Consider the following 16,304-nt stretch of genomic DNA (forward strand, 5'->3'; position numbering starts at 1 on the left):
GCCGGCTGCCGGCAGGCCCGGTCAGCTCCCCAGGGCGGGGATGTGAAACCGGCAATCGAAAGCTTTTTAGGAGTATGAAATGCCCAAGATGAAAACCGTGAAAAGCGCGGCGAAGCGCTTTGCCAAGACCGGCAAAGGCGGCTTCAAGCGCAGCCACTCGCACAAGCGCCACATCCTGACCAAGAAGTCGGGCAAGCGCATTCGCCAGCTGCGTGGCGAAGCCCAGGTGCACGGCTCCGACGTGCGTGAAGTTGCTCACATGCTGCCCTACGCCTAAGGAGATCGACGATGGCTCGTGTCAAACGTGGTGTTACCGCTCGCGCGAAGCACAAGAAGGTCCTGAAGAAGGCCAAGGGCTACTACGGCGCAAAGTCGCGCACGTATCGCTCGGCCAAGCAGCAGGTCATCAAGTCCGGCCAGTACGCCTTCCGCGACCGCCGCGTGAAGAAGCGCGAATTCCGCGCGCTCTGGATCATCCGCATCGGCGCCGCCTCCCAGGAACTGGGCCTGGCCTACAGCCGATTTATCAACGGGCTCGCCAAGGCCGGCGTCGCCCTGGATCGCAAGGTTCTCGCTGACCTCGCCATGAACGACAAGCCGGCTTTCGCCAAGCTCGTCGAGCAGGCCAAGGCCCAGCTCGCCGCTTAATCGCAGCGAACCGTCGTAGATCCGAATCAGGGGGACGGCGTCCAGCCGTTCCCCTTTTTTGTTTGTTTTTCTGGAAACTGGTGGATTCAACGGACCGTTCACACCGAGTAGCGCCGCGCAGCGTCGCGTATCGAAGTGCCCGGTGAACGTGCCTCGATACGCACGCTCCCCCTCGATACGCCGCTTCGCGGCACTCGGGGTCACGAGGCTACTCGGCATGAACGGTTTGCGGATTCCGCAGATATGAAGTCATTCATTGGTTAACGAAAGCATGAGCGAACAACTCGATCAGCTGCTGAACGAAGCGAAAAGCGCCATCGATGCGGCCTCCGACGCCCGCGCGCTGGAACAGCTGCGCGTGGACTACCTGGGCAAGAAGGGCCGCGTCACCGAACTGCTCAAGCAGCTGGGCGGCATGGCGCCGGAGGAGCGCAAGAGCTTCGGCGAGCGCGTCAACCGCGTGAAGGAAGCCGTGGTGTCCGCCATGGACGCGCGCGGCGCGACGCTGGAGCAGGCCGAGCTGGCACGCCAGCTGGCGGCTGACAGCATCGACGTCACCCTGCCCGGCCGCGGCGTGGCCCCGGGCGGCCTGCACCCCATCGCACGCACCATCCAGCGCATCGAGCAGCTGTTCAACGAGCTGGGCTTCGAGACCGTGGAAGGCCCGGAGATCGAGGACGATTTCCACAACTTCGGCGCACTCAACATCCCGGAGCTGCACCCGGCGCGCTCGATGCAGGACACCTTCTACCTGCGTGGCGGCCAGCGCGTGCTGCGCACCCACACCAGCCCGGTGCAGATCCGCACCATGAAGGCGGTGGTGGAATCCGGCCGCCGGCCGCCGATCCGCATCATCTGCCCGGGGCGCGTCTACCGCTCCGACTCCGATCGTACGCACAGCCCGATGTTCCACCAGGTGGAAGGCCTGTACGTGGCCGAGAACGTCACCTTCAGCGACCTGAAGTACGACCTGGAGACCTTCCTGTCGCGCTTCTTCGAGCGCGACGTGAAGGCGCTGTTCCGCCCGTCCTACTTCCCCTTCGTGGAGCCGGGCGCCGACGTGCACATCCGCTGGGCCGATCCGGGCAAGGGCGAGCGCTGGCTGGAAGTGCTGGGCTGCGGCATGGTGCACCCCAAGGTCTTCGAGGCCGTGGGCCTGGACCCGGAGCGCTACACCGGCTTCGCCTTCGGCATGGGCGTGGAACGCTTCGCCATGCTGCGCTACGGCGTGGACGACCTGCGCCAGTTCTTCAACAACGATCTTCGCTTTCTCGAGCAGTTCGCTTGAGAGCAGGGATCAGGGCTCGAAGAGAGATGGACGTTCCCGCCACCCGTTCACACCGAGCAGCGCCGCGCGGCGTCGTATCGAGGTGCGTGCCGAACGGTCCGGTGAATCTCTTGCCCGCCCCTTCCTGCGCACCCTGAATTCCTAGTCCCTAGGACACAAAGACAATGAAACTGAGCGAAAACTGGCTGCGCGAGTGGGTCAACCCGCAGGCCACCATCAATGAAATCTCGGACCGCCTGGTGATGGGCGGCCTGGAGCTGGAGATCGAGCCCGTGCTGGAGACGCTGCCGCAAGGCGTCGTCGTGGGCCGCATCGTCAAGGCCGAGCGCCATCCGCAGGCCGACCGCCTGCAGGTCTGCGAGGTCGACGTGGGCCAGCCGCAGAAGCTGCAGATCGTCTGCGGCGCCGCCAATGCGCGCGCGGGCATGAACGCTCCCTGCGCCGTCGTCGGCGCGAAGCTGCCGGACGGCATGGAGATCAAGCAGGCGGCTCTGCGCGGCGTGGACTCCTTCGGCATGCTCTGCTCGGCCAAGGAACTCGGCCTGGCGGAGAAGTCGGAGGGCCTGCTGGAACTGGACCACGATGCCAAGCCGGGCACCCCCATCGAGCAGTACCTGGGCCTGAAGGACAACGTCCTCAACCTGGAGATCACCCCCAACCGCGGCGACTGCCTCAGCGTGCTGGGCCTGGCCCGCGAGCTGTCGGCGCTGTACGCCATCCCGATGAAGCGCCCCAGCTTCCCGCAGGCAGTGGTCGTGGGCCATTCGCAGGTGAAGGTGGAGATCGAGGACCTGCAGGCCTGCCCGCACTACACCGGGCGCGTCATCACCAAGCTCAACCCCAAGGCCATCACTCCGGACTGGATGCGCGAACGCCTGCGCCGCGCCGGGCTGCGCAGCATCCACCCGGTGGTGGACATCACCAACTACGTGATGCTCGAGCTGGGCCAGCCGATGCATGCCTTCGACTCCGGCAAGATCTCCGGCCAGGTGCGCGTGCGCCGCGCACGCGCCGGCGAGAAGCTGGAACTGCTGAACGGCGAGACCCTGGAGTTCAACCACGGCGAACTGATCATCGCCGACGACCACGGCCCGCTGGCCCTGGCCGGCGTCATGGGCGGGCAGGAGTCCGGCGTGCAGGTCCGCACCACCGGCATCTTCCTGGAGTCGGCCTGCTTCGCCCCCACCGCGGTGGCCGCCACCGCTCGCCGCCACAAGCTGGCCTCGGACTCCTGCTACCGCTTCGAGCGCGGCGTGGACCCCGGCCTGCAGCGCTCGGCGCTGGAACGCGCCACGCAACTGATCCTGCAGATCTGCGGCGGCGAGGTGCACCCGGTGATCACCGCCGGGCGTCCGCCGGCCGAGCCGGTCACGGTGCGCCTGCGCCAGACCCGCCTGAACCAGCTGCTGGGCCACGAGATCGCCGAGAAGGACGTGGAACAGCTGCTGTCGCGCCTGGGCATCACCACCCGCCACGAGCTCGGCGGCGCCTGGATCGCCCGCGTGCCCAGCTACCGATACGACCTGCGCATCGAGCCCGACCTGATCGAGGAAGTGGCCCGCCTCTACGGCTACGACCGCATCCCCGCCAAGCCCTACGCCGCCCGCCTGGCGCCGGGCCGCCCCAGCGAGGCCGCCCGCTCGCTGAGCCGCGTGCAGGACGTGCTGGTGTCGCGTGGCTGGCAGCAGATCGTCAGCCTGTCCTTCGTCGAGCCGGGCCTGCAGGGCCAGCTCAACCCGGATGCGCGCGGCATCCCCCTGGACAACCCCATCGCCGACACCCTGTCGGTGATGCGCACCACGCTGTGGGCCGGCCTGATCCCGGCCTGGCTCTACAACCGCCAGCGCCAGCAGAACCGCCTGCGCCTGTTCGAGCAGGGCGTGGCCTTTGCCGACGTGGACGGCCAGATCGTGGAAACCAGCCGCCTCGCCGGCCTGGCCGTGGGCGCCGCCCTGCCGGAACAGTGGAGCAGCGCCGCCCGCCCCACCGATTTCTACGACCTGAAGGCCGACGTGGTGGCCCTGCTGGGCAGCACCGCCGGCGAGTACCGCTTCGAGAAGGCCGAGCACCCTGCCCTGCACCCGGGCCAGAGCGCGCGCATCCTGCGCGGCGAACGCCCCGCCGGCTGGATCGGCGCCCTGCACCCCAAGCTCGTGCGCACGCTGGACCTGCCCGAGGCCCCGCTGCTGTTCGAGCTGGATTGGGAGGTCATCCGCGACACCCGCGTGCCGGTCTCGCAGCCGCTGTCCGAGTTCCCGTCGTCGCGCCGCGACCTCGCCCTGGTGGTGCCCGAGACGGTCTCCGCGGATGCGCTGATCGCCTGCGCCAAGGCTTCCGGTGAAAATTTGTTGCAGAAAGTTTTCATCTTCGACATTTATCGGGGCGATAACTTACCTACTGCCTGCAAAAGCGTGGCTTTAGGGTTGATTTTCAATGACTATTCCCGCACCCTAACCCTAGAAGAAATCGACGCGTCGGTTGCCAGGATCACCTCGCAGCTCACGCGCGAGCTGGGCGCTGTGATCCGGCAGTAAAAAGGGGTGCAAGAACGTGGCGTTGACGAAGGCTGAGCTAGCCGATGCGCTGTTCGACGAGTTGGGTCTCAACAAGCGTGAGGCCAAGGAGTTCGTCGACCTGTTCTTCGAAGAAATCCGCGAGCGCCTGGAAGGCGGCGAGGAAGTGAAGCTTTCGGGCTTCGGCAACTTCGAACTCAGGTCCAAGAACCAGCGCCCGGGCCGCAATCCCAAGACCGGCGAGGAGATTCCCATCTCCGCGCGCCGCGTCGTTACCTTCCGTCCTGGCCAGAAGCTGCGGCTGAGAGTGGAGTTCGATGCGACCCGCCGATAACAAGCTGCCGCCGCTCCCGGAAATCCCGCGCAAACGCTACTTCGCCATCGGCGAGGTCAGCGAGCTGTGTGATGTGAAGCCGCATGTCCTGCGCTACTGGGAGCAGGAGTTTCCCCAGCTGCGCCCGGTCAAGCGCCGCGGCAACCGCCGCTACTACCAGCAGGACGACGTCCTGATGGTGCGCCGCATCCGCAGCCTGCTCTACGAACAGGGCTTTACCATCGGCGGCGCCCGCCAGCGCCTGCGCGAGATGCCCAAGGTCTCGGCCGTGGCCGCCGACGGCCTGCGCCTGGCCAACCCGGCGCCCATGCAGATGCAGGCCGGCGGCAACGGCGCCGCCAAGCCGCGCACGGCCACCCCGGCCCCGCGCCGCGCCCAGGAGATCCAGAAGCTGCGCGATGAGCTGGAATCGCTCCTGCGCCTGCTGCCGGACCCGGAGTAAGCCCGAGGCTCGCCACGCGAGCCTGATCAGGGGAATGGACTCCCCGCCTGGTTTTCCACCCCGAATCAACACCCACTTGGTCGCCCCTTACGAAGGAGCCAGGCCCGCCGTTCGTGCTGAGCCCGTCGAAGCACGAACCCTCCCCGCCGCCACGCGCTTACCCTGAGAGGGATTCGGGCATGGCGGCCCAGGCTTGATAGCGCGCCTGCTTCGGGAGCAAGAGGTCGCAGCGGCAGGGATTTTCCAGCCACGAACCGCCTCTAACGGCTTCCGCTCACCGCCCGCCTCGTTTACACTTCGCGACCCTTTAGCGGCACCGTTTCAAAAGTCGGGGCGTAGCGCAGCCTGGTAGCGCACTTCCTTGGGGTGGAAGTGGTCGGAGGTTCAAATCCTCTCGCCCCGACCAATCAATTCCGGATTCAAGCAGAAAGGCCGCCCCCGGGCGGCCTTTTTGTTGCGCGCGGAACCGGTCAATATCCGCGCATCCGATCTTCCCCACAGACCCGCACATGACCCTTCGCAGCGTCGTCCTCGCCCTCTGCTTGTTCCCCTTCGCCGCCCCGGCCGCCGACTGCCTGAAGCTGCAGACCAAGTCCCTGGGCGAGATGAGCATCCCCCTGCCCGCCGTGGATGCGCGCGCCGCTCGCCAGAGCGTGCGCTATACGCAGGAGATCGAGGTGCCCGCCGAGCGCTGCGTCTTCCAGGGCGGCACCCGCAGCTGCAGCCTGCGGGCCGACAAGCTGGAGGTTGGCTTCACGCTGGAGCGCGAGGGCGACGAATGCCGCGTGGTGGACCGCCATATCGTCGGCGGCAGCAAGCGGACCGTGGGCGGCCGCGAGGTCGAGGTGCCGGAGCTGAAGGACGAGAAGCAGCGCTTCAGCTGCGCCGCCCAGATCAGCGCCTGCCCTTGAATGCCGCCGTGGACATCCGGCAGGCCACCATCGAGGACCTGGAGCGGATCGTCCCGCTGTTCGACGGCTACCGGCAGTTCTACGGCCAGGCTTCCGATCCGGAAGCGGCAGGGGCCTTCCTGCTGGAACGCTTCCGGCAGCAGCAGTCGGTGATCTTCATCGCCGAGGATGCGCAGGGCCAGGGACTGGGCTTCACCCAGCTCTATCCGAGCTTTTCCTCCGTGCGCCTGGGCCGCAGCTACATCCTCAACGATCTGTTCGTCGTCCCCCGGGCGCGGCGCCACGGCGTGGGCGCCCTGCTGCTCCAGGCTGCGGCCCGGTTTGGCCGCTCCGCGGGAGCGGTCCGCCTGTCCTTGTCCACGGCCCTGGACAACCGGGCCGCGCAGGCGCTCTACGAATCCCAGGGCTGGCAGGCGGACACCGTGTTCCGCCACTACAGCCTGCCCCTTTGAGGCCCTAGCGGGCCGCCGCGCGCAACGCGGGCAGCGGGCGCCGCAGGCGCAGCGGACGGCCCAGGGCCGTCAGCCAGAGGCGCGCGGCCACCCAGCAGGCCGCGAGGCCGATCAGCAGGTCCATCAGGCTTTCCTCGCCCAGGTCGAGCAACCCGGACGCCAGGAAGGGCATGGCCAGCAGGGCCGCCAGCAGGCCACCGAGGGCACTCCACAGGCGGGGGGCCTGGGCCTGCTTCGCCACTTCATTGTCGATCTGCATGTTCGTGCATCCATAGGCCGAGGTCCGGCCCGTGGATTGTCACGAAGAAAAACTGCAGTTTTGAGACAGTCCTCGGCCCCCGGCGATGCCGCCGCAGAGCCCGCCGCCCTGCCGCCGGGGAAAGCTCTTTCCCGACAGCGGCTTGGACGGTCCCTCTCAGGCGGCCAGCGCCTCGCGGTTCTTCCACTGCTCCCGCAGCTCCCCGCCCTCGCCGAAGAGCTGTTCCCGCACCCGCGCCTCCAGCGCGCGGGTGTCGTGCCGGGAGGGATGGAAGCCGTCGCGCCAGTAGAACGGCAGCTTGCGCAGTACGCGCGTGATGAAGCCGCGCCGGCCCAGCAGCGCGACGAGCCCGCGGTAGAACTCGCGCGGGTCGCGCAGCGCGCCGCCGCGCAGCGACAGCTCCACCCAGCTCGCCAGGATGCCCGGCAGCAGGAAGATGGCCACCAGCGTCGTGGCGCGCCGGCGCTCGCGGTCGCCGCCGCCCACCTTCTCGTAGACTTCGTAGGCCACGCTCTTGTGCTCCAGCTCCTCCAGCGCATGCCAGGACCAGAGCTTCAGCATCTCCGGATCGGCCTTGCTGCGGAATTCCTCGTCGGTCAGCCACAGCTCGGCGAGGATCGCGGTGAAGTGCTCCATCATCGTGGTGCAGGCCAGCTGCTGCTCCGGCGAGAAGCGCTCCAGCTGCCGCAGGGCCCACTTCACGCGGCGCTCCGAGGGGCCGGTGTCGATGCCGCGCTCGGCGAACCAGGCGTTCAGGCGCTCATGCTCGCGGCCGTGCAGCGCCTCCTGCCCGATGAAGCCGGAGACGCGCGCCTTCAGTTCCGGATCGTCGATGCGGTCGCGGAAGCGGCGCACGGATTCCACGAAGAAGCGCTCGCCCGGCGGGAAGATGCCGGAGAACACCGCGAAGATCGACGAGGCCGCCGGGTTGCCGTCGAAGAAAAAGTGGCGCGGCGCCTGCGCGGGGAACTGGAAATCCACGTGGCGCGGCGGAATGCCGGCCTGGGCGCCGGACAGCTTGCGGCGCGGCGACGGAGCTTGCATCGACAACTCCCGGGCGGAGCCCAGCATGAGGTTCAGGGGACTCTAATCCGGTAGTTTGTTCGGATTCCATTCGGATACCCGTCCGGCGGAATCCACATGGAGTACCCGTGCTTGCAGCACTCGCAATGCGTGACATCTCCCGATACTTGGACCAGCGCCCGCGTTCCACCCGGCGGAACGTGCAAACTTATGGCTCCCGGAGCCGTCTTAGCGCACCTCCCGAGTCCCCGACCCATGACCAGACCCCTGTTGATCGCCCTCGCCGCCCTGACGCTCACCGCCTGTGCCAGCCGACCCGCAATGCAGGGACGCAACCCCGGCATCGCCTCCGAGAAGGAAATCGTGGTGACGCTGGCCAAGGTGGAGGCCACGGCCGAGCAGCGCGCCAAGGTGCTGGCGGCCTTCGACGCCGCCCTGCCGCAGACCCGCGCCTTGCAGGCGGAGCGGGAGACGCTGCGGCAGCAACTCCAGGGCCTGTCGCCCCGCCAGCCGGACTACCTGGAGCGCAGCGCCGCCCTGGCGAAGCAGTGGGGCGAGCTGCACGAGCGCGAGGTGCTGGCCTATGCCCGCTTCGAGTCCGCGGTGGCCACCACGCTGAGCGATTCGCAGTGGGAGCAATGGCAGGACCAGGCCGTGCTGATGGCCCCCATCGAGCGCGGACCGGGCGCCGGCGGCCAGATGCGCCGCCGGCGCTGAAAGCACTGCGGTGGCCATGGCCGTTCCCCCTGACGTCCCGGGCTCGCCGAAGGATCGAAGGGCGGGCGGCAGTTCCTGAGCCGCGGCGGGAAAGCCCCCCATGATTCGACAGGCTCAGCACGAACGGACTTCTGCGAGGCCTCGCTGAGCCGGCCCGGGTGACGGCTCCGCGCCGCTGGGCCAGACTGGCGCCATCCCTTTCGGAGGCCTGCCGCCATGAAAGCCGTCGTCTGCCAGAACCAGCAGTTGCGCGTTGCCGAACGCCCCGATCCCAAGCCCGGCAAGGGCCACGTGCTGGTCCGGGTCCTGCGCTGTGGCATCTGCGGCTCGGACCTGCATGCCCGCCAGCACTGCGACCACCTGGGAGGCCTGATGCAGCGCAGCGGCATCCGCAACCCCATGCGCTCCACGCAGGAGATCGTCTTCGGCCACGAGTTCAGCGCGGAAATCCTGGAATATGGTCCCGGCACGCGCCGCAAGCTGCCGGTGGGCAGCACCGTCTGCGCCGTGCCGCTGATCCGCCGCGGCAAGGAGATCGACCTCATCGGCCTCTGCGCGGAAGCCCCCGGCGCCTATGCCGAGCGCATGCTGGTGCAGGAGTCGCTGATCGTCCCCGTGCCCAACGGCCTGGACGCCGAGCGCGCCGCCCTCACCGAGCCCCTGGCCGTGGCCTGGCATGCGGTACGCAAGGGCGAGCTGAAGAAGAAGGACACCGCCATCGTCATCGGCTGCGGCCCGGTGGGCCTGGCCGTGATCCTGATGCTGCGCTCGCTGGGTATCGACAAGATCGTGGCCAGCGATCTATCCCCCGCCCGCCGCGAGCTGGCCAGGCGCTGCGGCGCCGCCGTGGTGCTGGACCCGCGCCAGGGTTCCCCTTTTGCCGCCACGCCGAAAGCGGGCTTCATCAAGGACTCACCCGCCGCGCTGGAGCTGGGCGTGGGTACCCGCGAGAAGCTGGGCCTGCTGCCGGTGGCCTGGCACCGGAGCTGGCGCCTCGCCGAGGCCCTGGGCGCTGCGCCCAAGCGCCCGGTGATCTTCGAGTGCGTGGGCGTGCCCGGCATGCTCCAGTCCGTGATCGACGGCGCTCCGATGTTCTCGCGCGTGGTGGTCGTGGGCGTCTGCATGCAGAGCGACCAGATCGAGCCGGCGCTGGCCATCAACAAGGAGATCGAGCTGCGCTTCGTGCTGGGCTATACGCCGCTGGAGTACCGCGACACGCTGCAGATAATCGCGGAGGGCAAGGTGGACCCGGCGCCGTTGATCACGGGGACGGTGGGGCTGGCGGGAGTGGAGGACGCTTTCGCGGCTCTGGGAAGTCCGGAAAAGCATGTGAAGATTTTGATCGATCCGGTGAGCACAGCGAAGAAACCATGACTCATCGCAGGGTGGGCTAAGCGTAGCGTGCCCACCGATGCCGAGACTCGATGGTGGGCACGCTACGCTTAGCCCACCCTACACTTTCTAAATTCGACGCCTTTCGTTCCATCCTTGCTCTATAAGAGATTCCGGAACATTGACTATGGAGGAAATATTTCTGCGGAGCCCCTTCGAAGCCATAAACTCTCGACTCTCACTCCAACCCCGCCCGAGCCACCAAACCCGCCAACGACGCCCCCACCCCCAGCGTCCCGAACACCAGCCCATGCTCCCCGCCCAGGCGTGAGTTGCAGAAGGCATTGGCCACGTCGCTGTTGCCTGCGCGCAGCAGGATGGAACCCTGCAGCGCCAGTGCCATGCGCTCCACCACCATGCGCGAGCGCAGCTCCAAGGTAGCGCGGTCGTCCAGAGCCTGTTCCAGCCAGCCGACCTCGCGGTCCAGGTCCGGGTGTTCGCCCTTGGCGGCGAGCAGTTCGCCGAACAGGGCCTCGCGAGTCTCGGGCTCCTTGCTGAGGGCACGGAGCACGTCCAGGCACTGGATGTTGCCGCTGCCTTCCCAGATGGAATTCAGCGGGGCCTGGCGGTAGAGGCGCGGCAGGCTGGTTTCCTCCACGTAGCCGGCGCCGCCCAGGCACTCCTGGGCTTCGTTGACCATCGCCGGCGTGCGCTTGCAGATCCAGTACTTGCCGATGGCGGTGCCGACGCGGGCCAGGGCGGCTTCGCCCGGGTGGCGCGTGGAGGCGTCCACGGCGCGGGCGATGCGCAGGGTCAGCGCTACCGCCGCCTCGGTCTCCAGCGCGAGGTCGGCGAGCACGTTCTGCATCAACGGCTGCTCGGCCAGCAGGTGGCCGAAGGCCTTGCGGTGCTTCGTGTGGTGCAGGGCCTGCACCAGGGCCTGCCGCATCAGGCCGGAGGAGCCGATCATGCAGTCCAGGCGCGTGAGCGCGACCATCTCCAGGATGGTGGCCACGCCGCGGCCTTCCTTGCCGACGAGCTGGGCGTAGGCGCCCAGGAACTCCACTTCCGACGAGGCATTGCTCCAGTCGCCGAGCTTGTCCTTGAGGCGCTGGATGCGGATGGCGTTGCGCGAGCCGTCCGGGCGGATCTTGGGCATCAGGAAGCAGCCGAGGCCGGCGTCGGTGTAGGCCAGCACCAGCCAGGCGTCGCACATGGGCGCGGAGAAGAACCACTTGTGGCCGACGATCTCATAGCTGCCGTCGGCCTGCAGGTAGGCGCGCGTGGTGTTGGCGCGCACGTCGGAGCCACCCTGCTTCTCGGTCATGCCCATGCCGATGGTGCAGCCGGTCTTCTCGCCGGCGGGCAGCACGCGCGGGTCGTACTCGGTGGAGGTGATGCGCGGCAGCCAGAGCTTGGCCAGTTCCGGCGAGTGGTTGATCGCCGGCACGGCGGAATGCGTCATGGTCAGCGGGCAGCCGGTGCCCTGCTCAGCCTGGTAGTGCAGGTAGGACAACGCAGCTCGCGCCACCTGGGCGCCAGCCTTGTCGGCGTTGCGCCAGGCGTAGGCGTGCACGCCGTACTGCATGCCCAGCTGCATCACGCGATGGTAGGCGGGGTGGAACTCCACCTCGTCGATACGGTGGCCGTAACGGTCGAAGGTCTTGAGCTTGGGCTTGTTCTCGTTGGCGGTGTAGCCAAGCTCCATCAGTTCGCCGCCGGAGACGATGCCGAACTCGTTGAGATGGGCCTCGGCCCAGCCACCGCCTTCACGGTGCACGGCCTCGCGCAGGGCGGTGTCGGTGGCATAGGCGTTGTAGCGGCCCAGCGGCGGGGCCTGGTTGTCGACGCTGTGGGTGACGAAGCGCTCTGCGACGCTCATGGGGGGCATCCTCCGGAAGATTTGAGGGGGAGGATAGCTCCGGGGCGGCAGAAATGGGGGTTTCCGGGGGTGTGCGGCCGTTCATTTCGACAGGCTCAGCACGAACGGAATTTCAGCGGCCTATTCCCAGGCCATCTCGCCCGAATAAGCCACCGACAGCGCTCCTGCCCCCACATTGACCGCGGCCACGGCGCTCATGATGGAGAGCAGCAGCTTCACGCCGCGGGCCTCGCAGGCCGCGCGCAGGTCCCGGAAGCCGGCGAGTTCTTCCATGCGCTCGGGCTCGCCCCCGTAGCTGGCGCAGACATAGCGGCTGCAGAGCCAGCCCTCCTCCACCACCTGCGCGACGCGGCGCAGCAGGTAGTTGGCGGCAGACTCCCAGCCGCGGCGGCTGGCCACCATGCGCATGCGGCCCTCATGCAGGGCTACCACCGGCTTGATGCCCAGGGCCTGGCCGGCCACGTGCAGCAGGGAGCCGACGTTCTCGCCGCGCTGGCGGGAGCGCTCGCGCACATAGGCCACGTCCTCCGGCACCAGGCAGGAGACGGTGTGTCGGCTGACCTCGCCGAGATGGGCCAGCACGTCCAGGTAGTTGCGCCCTTCCCTCACCTTGGCGGCGCATTCGGCGGCCTGCACGCCCAGCCCGGCGAACAGGGTGCCGGAGTCCAGCACGCGCATGGAGAACGGCGCGCGTGCCGCGGCGTCCGCACGGTATTCGCGGTAGTTGGACAGGATGCCGAGCGAGGCTTCGGTGATCTTGCCGTGCAGCGGGCTGCGTTCCTTCCAGATGGGGATGCAGATGACGTGGTCGAAGTCCGACACCAGCCGGTCGAGGAAGAAATTGCGGATGCGCGCCACCGGGTAGGACTCGGTGCGCGCCTGCAGGCTGCGGCGGCCGATGCGGCCGCTGTAGAAGTCCAGCGTGGCCTTGGGCTCGCGCGCATCGCTGTGCCGCTCGGCACCGATGTGGATCGAGCTGGGCAGCACCTGGATGTTGTGTTCCACCAGAAAGCGCGGCGGCAGGTCGCAGCTCGCGTCGACGACAATCCCTGTCCGCATCCGCACTCCCCCAAGTGCCCCGCGCCCGGTGGTCCGGGCTGTCCCAGGCCGCTAGGTTGTCATGCCGGGCCAGAAGTGTCGATTCCGGACCGCCGTTCATCCGGCCCGGGAGCGCTGCCGTTCCGTCCCGGCAGGAAGGCGCGCTCAGGACGCGCGTCGCCAGTCGCGGGGGCTCAGGCCGGTGTCGCGCTTGAAGGCGCGGCTGAAGTTGGCGGCATCGGTATAGCCCAGCTCGTGCGCGATCTGCGTCACCGACAGGCGGCCCGCCTCCAGCAGGGCGCAGGCGCGCTCGCGCAGGATTTCCTGCTGCAGGGCGCGGAAGCCGCTGCCCTCGCGCTGCAGGTGGCGGTCCAGCGTGCGTGCCGAGAGGTTGAGCGTGTGCGCCAGGTCCTCCAGCGACGGCAGTCCGCCGCTGGCCTCGCGCAGCATCATGCGGATCCAGTCGGCCACGCGACCTTCCGACACGGCGTCGGTCAGCAGCGCGCGGCAGCGGTCCTCGGCGAGCTTCAGCGCCGTGGCGTCGGCCAGCGCGGGCGCTCGGCCCATCATCGCGGCGGACATCAGCATGCGCACGCCGACACCGTCCCAACCGAACTGCACGCGTGCGCCCTCCAGCTCGGCATAGCGCGCCGCGTGCGGCGGCTCGGCGATGGAAATCTGCAACTGGTAGCGCGGCAGCCGCTCGCCCAGCAGTTCCTGCAGGGCGTTGTGGATGCCCGTGGCCACCGTCTCCAGGTGGAAGACCAGTGCGCGGTGGCTCAGCGGCAGCACCGGCTCGAAGCGGATCTCGGACGCCGAGGCGTCGAGCCGGTAGCCCATGCGCACGGTGGGCGAGATCAGCCGGAAGAACCGCGAGGTGAGGCGCATCGCATAGTCCATCGTGGGACTGCTGAGGATGCCGTAGCCGACGATGCTGTGCGCCGACAGGCGCAGCGAGCGCCCCAGCTCGAAGGCCAGGTCGCTGCGGCCCACGGCGGCCTCGGCCTCGGCGATCAGGTTCTCCACCTGGTCCAGGCGCAGCATCGCGTCGGCCGCCAGCAACTGCTCGCGGCGCAAACCGGCGCGCTGCAGCAGCGGCAGCGGGTCCACGCCCATGCGCAGCAGCACCTCGCCCATGCGCAGGTAATAGCGGGCCGGCAGTTCCGGGTATTGGGCCATGGGAAGCAGTGTCAAGAAATGACAAGTTCTTGTCAATAAATGACAGGTTCACGGAGGGGCACAGGCGCAGGATGCGATCCAGGCAATGGTTTTCCCGAGAGGAGATTCGACATGACGACGCAAACCCTGAGCGAAGCGGCGAACTGGAAGGACGGCAAGCGCCGCCTGTGGATGATGGGCGTGCTGTGGCCGGCCCTGCCGCTGATCAGCGCCGCGCTGGCGCTGTCCACCGGCGTCGGCCTGTTCTGGTGGCTGACCCCGGTCGTGATCTACGGCGTGCTGCCGCTGCTGGACAAGCTGGTGGGCGAGGACACGAACAACGCGCCGGAGTCCGCCGTGGCGGCCCTGGAGAACGACCGCTACTACCGCCTGGCCACCTTCCTGTTCATCCCGGTTCAGTACCTCAGCGTGATCGGCGGCGCCTGGCTGGCGGTGCGCGGCGGCCTGCCGGTGCCGGACATCCTGGGCCTGGCCGTCTCCGTGGGCCTGGTCAGCGGCGCCGGCATCAATACCGCGCATGAGCTGGGCCACAAGCGCGAGAACCTGGAGCGCTGGCTGGCGCGCATCACCCTGGCGCCGGCGATGTACGGCCACTTCTACGTCGAGCACAACCGCGGCCACCACGTGCGCGTGGCCACCCCGGAAGATCCGGCCTCCTCGCGCCTGGGCGAGAGCTTCTACGCCTTCTGGCCGCGCAGCGTGATCGGCAGCCTGACGTCGGCCTGGCACCTGGAGAAGCTGCGCCTGGAACGCCAGGGCAAGAGCGTGTGGAACTGGCGCAACGACAACCTGCAGAGCTGGGCGATGACGCTGGTGCTGTTCGGCGGCCTCGCGCTGTGGCTCGGCCCCATCGTGCTGCCCTTCCTGATCTTCCAGGGTTTCATCGGCTTCTCGCTGCTGGAGGTGGTGAACTATCTCGAGCACTACGGCCTGGTGCGCCAGAAGGAAGCCAGCGGACGCTATGAGCGCTGCAAGCCGGAGCATTCCTGGAACAGCAACCACACCGTGACCAACCTGATGCTGTATCACCTGCAGCGCCACTCGGACCACCACGCCAACCCCATGCGCCGCTACCAGGCCCTGCGCCACTTCGAGCAGGCCCCGCAGCTTCCCTCGGGCTACGCCGGCATGATCGTGGTGGCCATGATCCCGCCGCTGTGGCGCTCGCTGATGGACAAGCGCGTGCTGGCTCACTACAACGGCGACGTGACCCGCGCCAACATCCACCCGCCGGTGCGCGAGAAGATCCTGGCGCAGTACGGCGCGGCCCACCCGCAGAGCGTGGAGGCCTGATCATGGAACGCTACGAGTGCAACGGCTGCAGCTACGTCTACGAAGCCGGCAAGGGCGACCCGCACAACGGCTATCCCGCCGGCACCCCGTTCAGCGCCCTGCCCGACGACTGGTGCTGCCCGGACTGCGCGGTGCGCGAGAAGCCGGACTTCGTGAAGCTCGAGGAGACTCCGGCATGAAGACCTGGGCCTGCGTCACCTGCGGCGTGGTCTACGACGAGGCCCAGGGCTGGCCCGAGGATGGCATCCCTCCGGGCACCCGCTGGGAGGACGTGCCGGAGGACTGGACCTGCCCGGATTGCGGTGCGGCCAAGGCGGAGTTCCAGATGGAGGTCATCAAGGCGGCAGCGTGATCCGATCCTCTCTGGCCTGGTGGCAGAGGGCTTCCAGGAAAGCAAAAGGCCCGGTGGATCCACCGGGCCTTTTTTCGTTGGCGCGCCACTCAGGCGCGGCAATGCTCGCCGACGCGCTCCAGCAGTTGCCGGCGGCGCTGGCGCGCGCGGCGGCCAGTGCGCAATTCGGCACGGGCGATGCTGCGCACGTCCTCGATCAGCGGAGACAGCTGCGAAACCGGATTGTCGCAACCGCTGCTGATCAGCTCCGAATACAACAGGTGCTGGAAGGGGCGCCCGATGCGGCCCAGCAGTTCTGCCCCCTCGGCGCTCTCGGCCACCGGCCGCAATTCGCCGCGCCGTTCGCGCACCGATTCCCAGAAGCTCTCCAGCCCGGCGCAGAGGCGCTGGTAGCCGGCAGGCAGCGTGGCGGTGGCATCGGCCACCTCGCCGGCCATGTCGCGCAGCAGGTCGCGGCAGGCGTCCACCGCGGCTTGGTCCGGAAAGATCGCATGAGAGGTCTTGTTCATGGACGGCATTCTCCGCAGGCGCCGGACGGCCCGCGATGATCGCAAAGGCCATCTGGAGCGAGCGGCGGCAGGCAGCCGGTGAACGGGCGTGCTGTACTGCATACCCCGAAACCGACGGGGAATTTTCCTACA

The 16,304-nt window shown here is 68.1% G+C and carries 19 protein-coding genes and 1 tRNA gene; 14 read left to right on the top strand and 6 right to left on the bottom strand.

Annotation, left to right across the window (positions count from 1 at the left end; translation table 11 throughout):
- Nucleotides 1–79 precede the first annotated feature (79 nt).
- From rpmI to C3942_RS01135, 9 genes are all read left to right on the top strand, one after another.
- Nucleotides 80–277 (top strand): 50S ribosomal protein L35, encoded by a 198-nt coding sequence (gene rpmI, locus C3942_RS01100; protein ID WP_104228486.1) that lies wholly within the window; start codon nucleotides 80–82, stop codon nucleotides 275–277.
- A gap of 11 nt (nucleotides 278–288) precedes the next feature.
- Complete coding sequence (rplT, locus tag C3942_RS01105) at nucleotides 289–648, top strand: 50S ribosomal protein L20 (RefSeq protein WP_104228487.1); 360 nt, start codon at nucleotides 289–291, stop codon at nucleotides 646–648.
- A 271-nt stretch (nucleotides 649–919) separates the two neighbouring features.
- Entirely contained in the window at nucleotides 920–1,936 is a 1,017-nt protein-coding gene (pheS, locus tag C3942_RS01110) for a phenylalanine--tRNA ligase subunit alpha (protein WP_104228488.1), read from the top strand.
- A 164-nt stretch (nucleotides 1,937–2,100) separates the two neighbouring features.
- Complete coding sequence (pheT, locus tag C3942_RS01115) at nucleotides 2,101–4,470, top strand: phenylalanine--tRNA ligase subunit beta (RefSeq protein ID WP_104228489.1); 2,370 nt, start codon at nucleotides 2,101–2,103, stop codon at nucleotides 4,468–4,470.
- Between the two features lie 16 nt (nucleotides 4,471–4,486).
- Nucleotides 4,487–4,783: an integration host factor subunit alpha gene (locus tag C3942_RS01120; protein ID WP_104228490.1), complete on the top strand. Its 297-nt coding sequence runs from the start codon at nucleotides 4,487–4,489 to the stop codon at nucleotides 4,781–4,783.
- Nucleotides 4,767–5,225, top strand: a complete 459-nt coding sequence (locus tag C3942_RS22905) for a MerR family transcriptional regulator (RefSeq protein WP_104228491.1) — start codon at nucleotides 4,767–4,769, stop codon at nucleotides 5,223–5,225. Before C3942_RS01120 ends, C3942_RS22905 begins: the two co-directional genes overlap by 17 nt.
- Before the next feature lie 329 nt (nucleotides 5,226–5,554).
- Nucleotides 5,555–5,631, top strand: a tRNA-Pro gene (locus C3942_RS01130).
- Nucleotides 5,632–5,734: 103 nt separating this feature from the next.
- Nucleotides 5,735–6,136 (top strand): hypothetical protein, encoded by a 402-nt coding sequence (locus C3942_RS22510; protein ID WP_207765930.1) that lies wholly within the window; start codon nucleotides 5,735–5,737, stop codon nucleotides 6,134–6,136.
- 8 nt (nucleotides 6,137–6,144) lie between these two features.
- Nucleotides 6,145–6,588, top strand: coding sequence for a GNAT family N-acetyltransferase (locus tag C3942_RS01135; RefSeq protein ID WP_207765931.1), 444 nt, complete (start codon nucleotides 6,145–6,147; stop codon nucleotides 6,586–6,588).
- 4 nt (nucleotides 6,589–6,592) lie between these two features.
- On the opposite strand, the gene C3942_RS01140 is transcribed toward C3942_RS01135, so the two are convergent.
- Both C3942_RS01140 and C3942_RS01145 read right to left on the bottom strand, forming a co-directional pair.
- The gene (locus C3942_RS01140; protein ID WP_104228493.1) at nucleotides 6,593–6,847 is read right to left on the bottom strand and encodes a hypothetical protein; all 255 of its coding nucleotides are present in this window, start codon (nucleotides 6,845–6,847) and stop codon (nucleotides 6,593–6,595) included.
- Between the two features lie 156 nt (nucleotides 6,848–7,003).
- Nucleotides 7,004–7,891, bottom strand: coding sequence for a metal-dependent hydrolase (locus C3942_RS01145; protein WP_104228494.1), 888 nt, complete (start codon nucleotides 7,889–7,891; stop codon nucleotides 7,004–7,006).
- 234 nt (nucleotides 7,892–8,125) lie between these two features.
- Between C3942_RS01145 and C3942_RS01150 the strand changes: the two genes are divergently transcribed.
- Both C3942_RS01150 and C3942_RS01155 read left to right on the top strand, forming a co-directional pair.
- Nucleotides 8,126–8,587, top strand: a complete 462-nt coding sequence (locus C3942_RS01150; RefSeq protein ID WP_133164207.1) for a hypothetical protein — start codon at nucleotides 8,126–8,128, stop codon at nucleotides 8,585–8,587.
- A 216-nt stretch (nucleotides 8,588–8,803) separates the two neighbouring features.
- The gene (locus tag C3942_RS01155; RefSeq protein ID WP_104228496.1) at nucleotides 8,804–9,961 is read left to right on the top strand and encodes a zinc-binding dehydrogenase; all 1,158 of its coding nucleotides are present in this window, start codon (nucleotides 8,804–8,806) and stop codon (nucleotides 9,959–9,961) included.
- A 196-nt stretch (nucleotides 9,962–10,157) separates the two neighbouring features.
- On the opposite strand, the gene C3942_RS01160 is transcribed toward C3942_RS01155, so the two are convergent.
- The 3 genes from C3942_RS01160 to C3942_RS01170 all read right to left on the bottom strand — a co-directional run bounded on the left by C3942_RS01160 (nucleotide 10,158) and on the right by C3942_RS01170 (nucleotide 14,018).
- Nucleotides 10,158–11,801 (bottom strand): isovaleryl-CoA dehydrogenase, encoded by a 1,644-nt coding sequence (locus C3942_RS01160; protein WP_104228497.1) that lies wholly within the window; start codon nucleotides 11,799–11,801, stop codon nucleotides 10,158–10,160.
- 120 nt (nucleotides 11,802–11,921) lie between these two features.
- On the bottom strand, nucleotides 11,922–12,860 hold the full coding sequence (locus C3942_RS01165; protein ID WP_104228498.1) for a DegV family protein: 939 nt from the start codon (nucleotides 12,858–12,860) through the stop codon (nucleotides 11,922–11,924).
- Nucleotides 12,861–13,004: 144 nt separating this feature from the next.
- On the bottom strand, nucleotides 13,005–14,018 hold the full coding sequence (locus tag C3942_RS01170) for an AraC family transcriptional regulator (protein ID WP_104228499.1): 1,014 nt from the start codon (nucleotides 14,016–14,018) through the stop codon (nucleotides 13,005–13,007).
- A 111-nt stretch (nucleotides 14,019–14,129) separates the two neighbouring features.
- Between C3942_RS01170 and C3942_RS01175 the strand changes: the two genes are divergently transcribed.
- Genes C3942_RS01175 through C3942_RS01185 form a run of 3 tightly spaced genes read left to right on the top strand, consistent with a single transcriptional unit; the run spans nucleotide 14,130 to nucleotide 15,663 of the window.
- Nucleotides 14,130–15,311, top strand: a complete 1,182-nt coding sequence (locus tag C3942_RS01175) for an alkane 1-monooxygenase (protein WP_104228500.1) — start codon at nucleotides 14,130–14,132, stop codon at nucleotides 15,309–15,311.
- Between the two features lie 2 nt (nucleotides 15,312–15,313).
- Nucleotides 15,314–15,490 carry a rubredoxin gene (locus C3942_RS22585; protein ID WP_104228501.1) on the top strand — a complete coding sequence of 59 codons (177 nt, stop codon included), beginning with the start codon at nucleotides 15,314–15,316 and terminating at the stop codon, nucleotides 15,488–15,490.
- On the top strand, nucleotides 15,487–15,663 hold the full coding sequence (locus tag C3942_RS01185; RefSeq protein WP_104228502.1) for a rubredoxin: 177 nt from the start codon (nucleotides 15,487–15,489) through the stop codon (nucleotides 15,661–15,663). The genes C3942_RS22585 and C3942_RS01185 overlap by 4 nt, the downstream gene beginning before the upstream one ends.
- Before the next feature lie 89 nt (nucleotides 15,664–15,752).
- Here the strand turns inward: C3942_RS01185 and C3942_RS01190 are convergent, their stop codons facing one another.
- On the bottom strand, nucleotides 15,753–16,172 hold the full coding sequence (locus C3942_RS01190; protein WP_104228503.1) for a hypothetical protein: 420 nt from the start codon (nucleotides 16,170–16,172) through the stop codon (nucleotides 15,753–15,755).
- Nucleotides 16,173–16,304: the final 132 nt, after the last annotated feature.

Origin of the sequence: Solimonas fluminis (assembly GCF_002930645.1) — a bacterium.
Classification (GTDB): Bacteria; Pseudomonadota; Gammaproteobacteria; order Nevskiales; family Nevskiaceae; genus Solimonas_A; species Solimonas_A fluminis.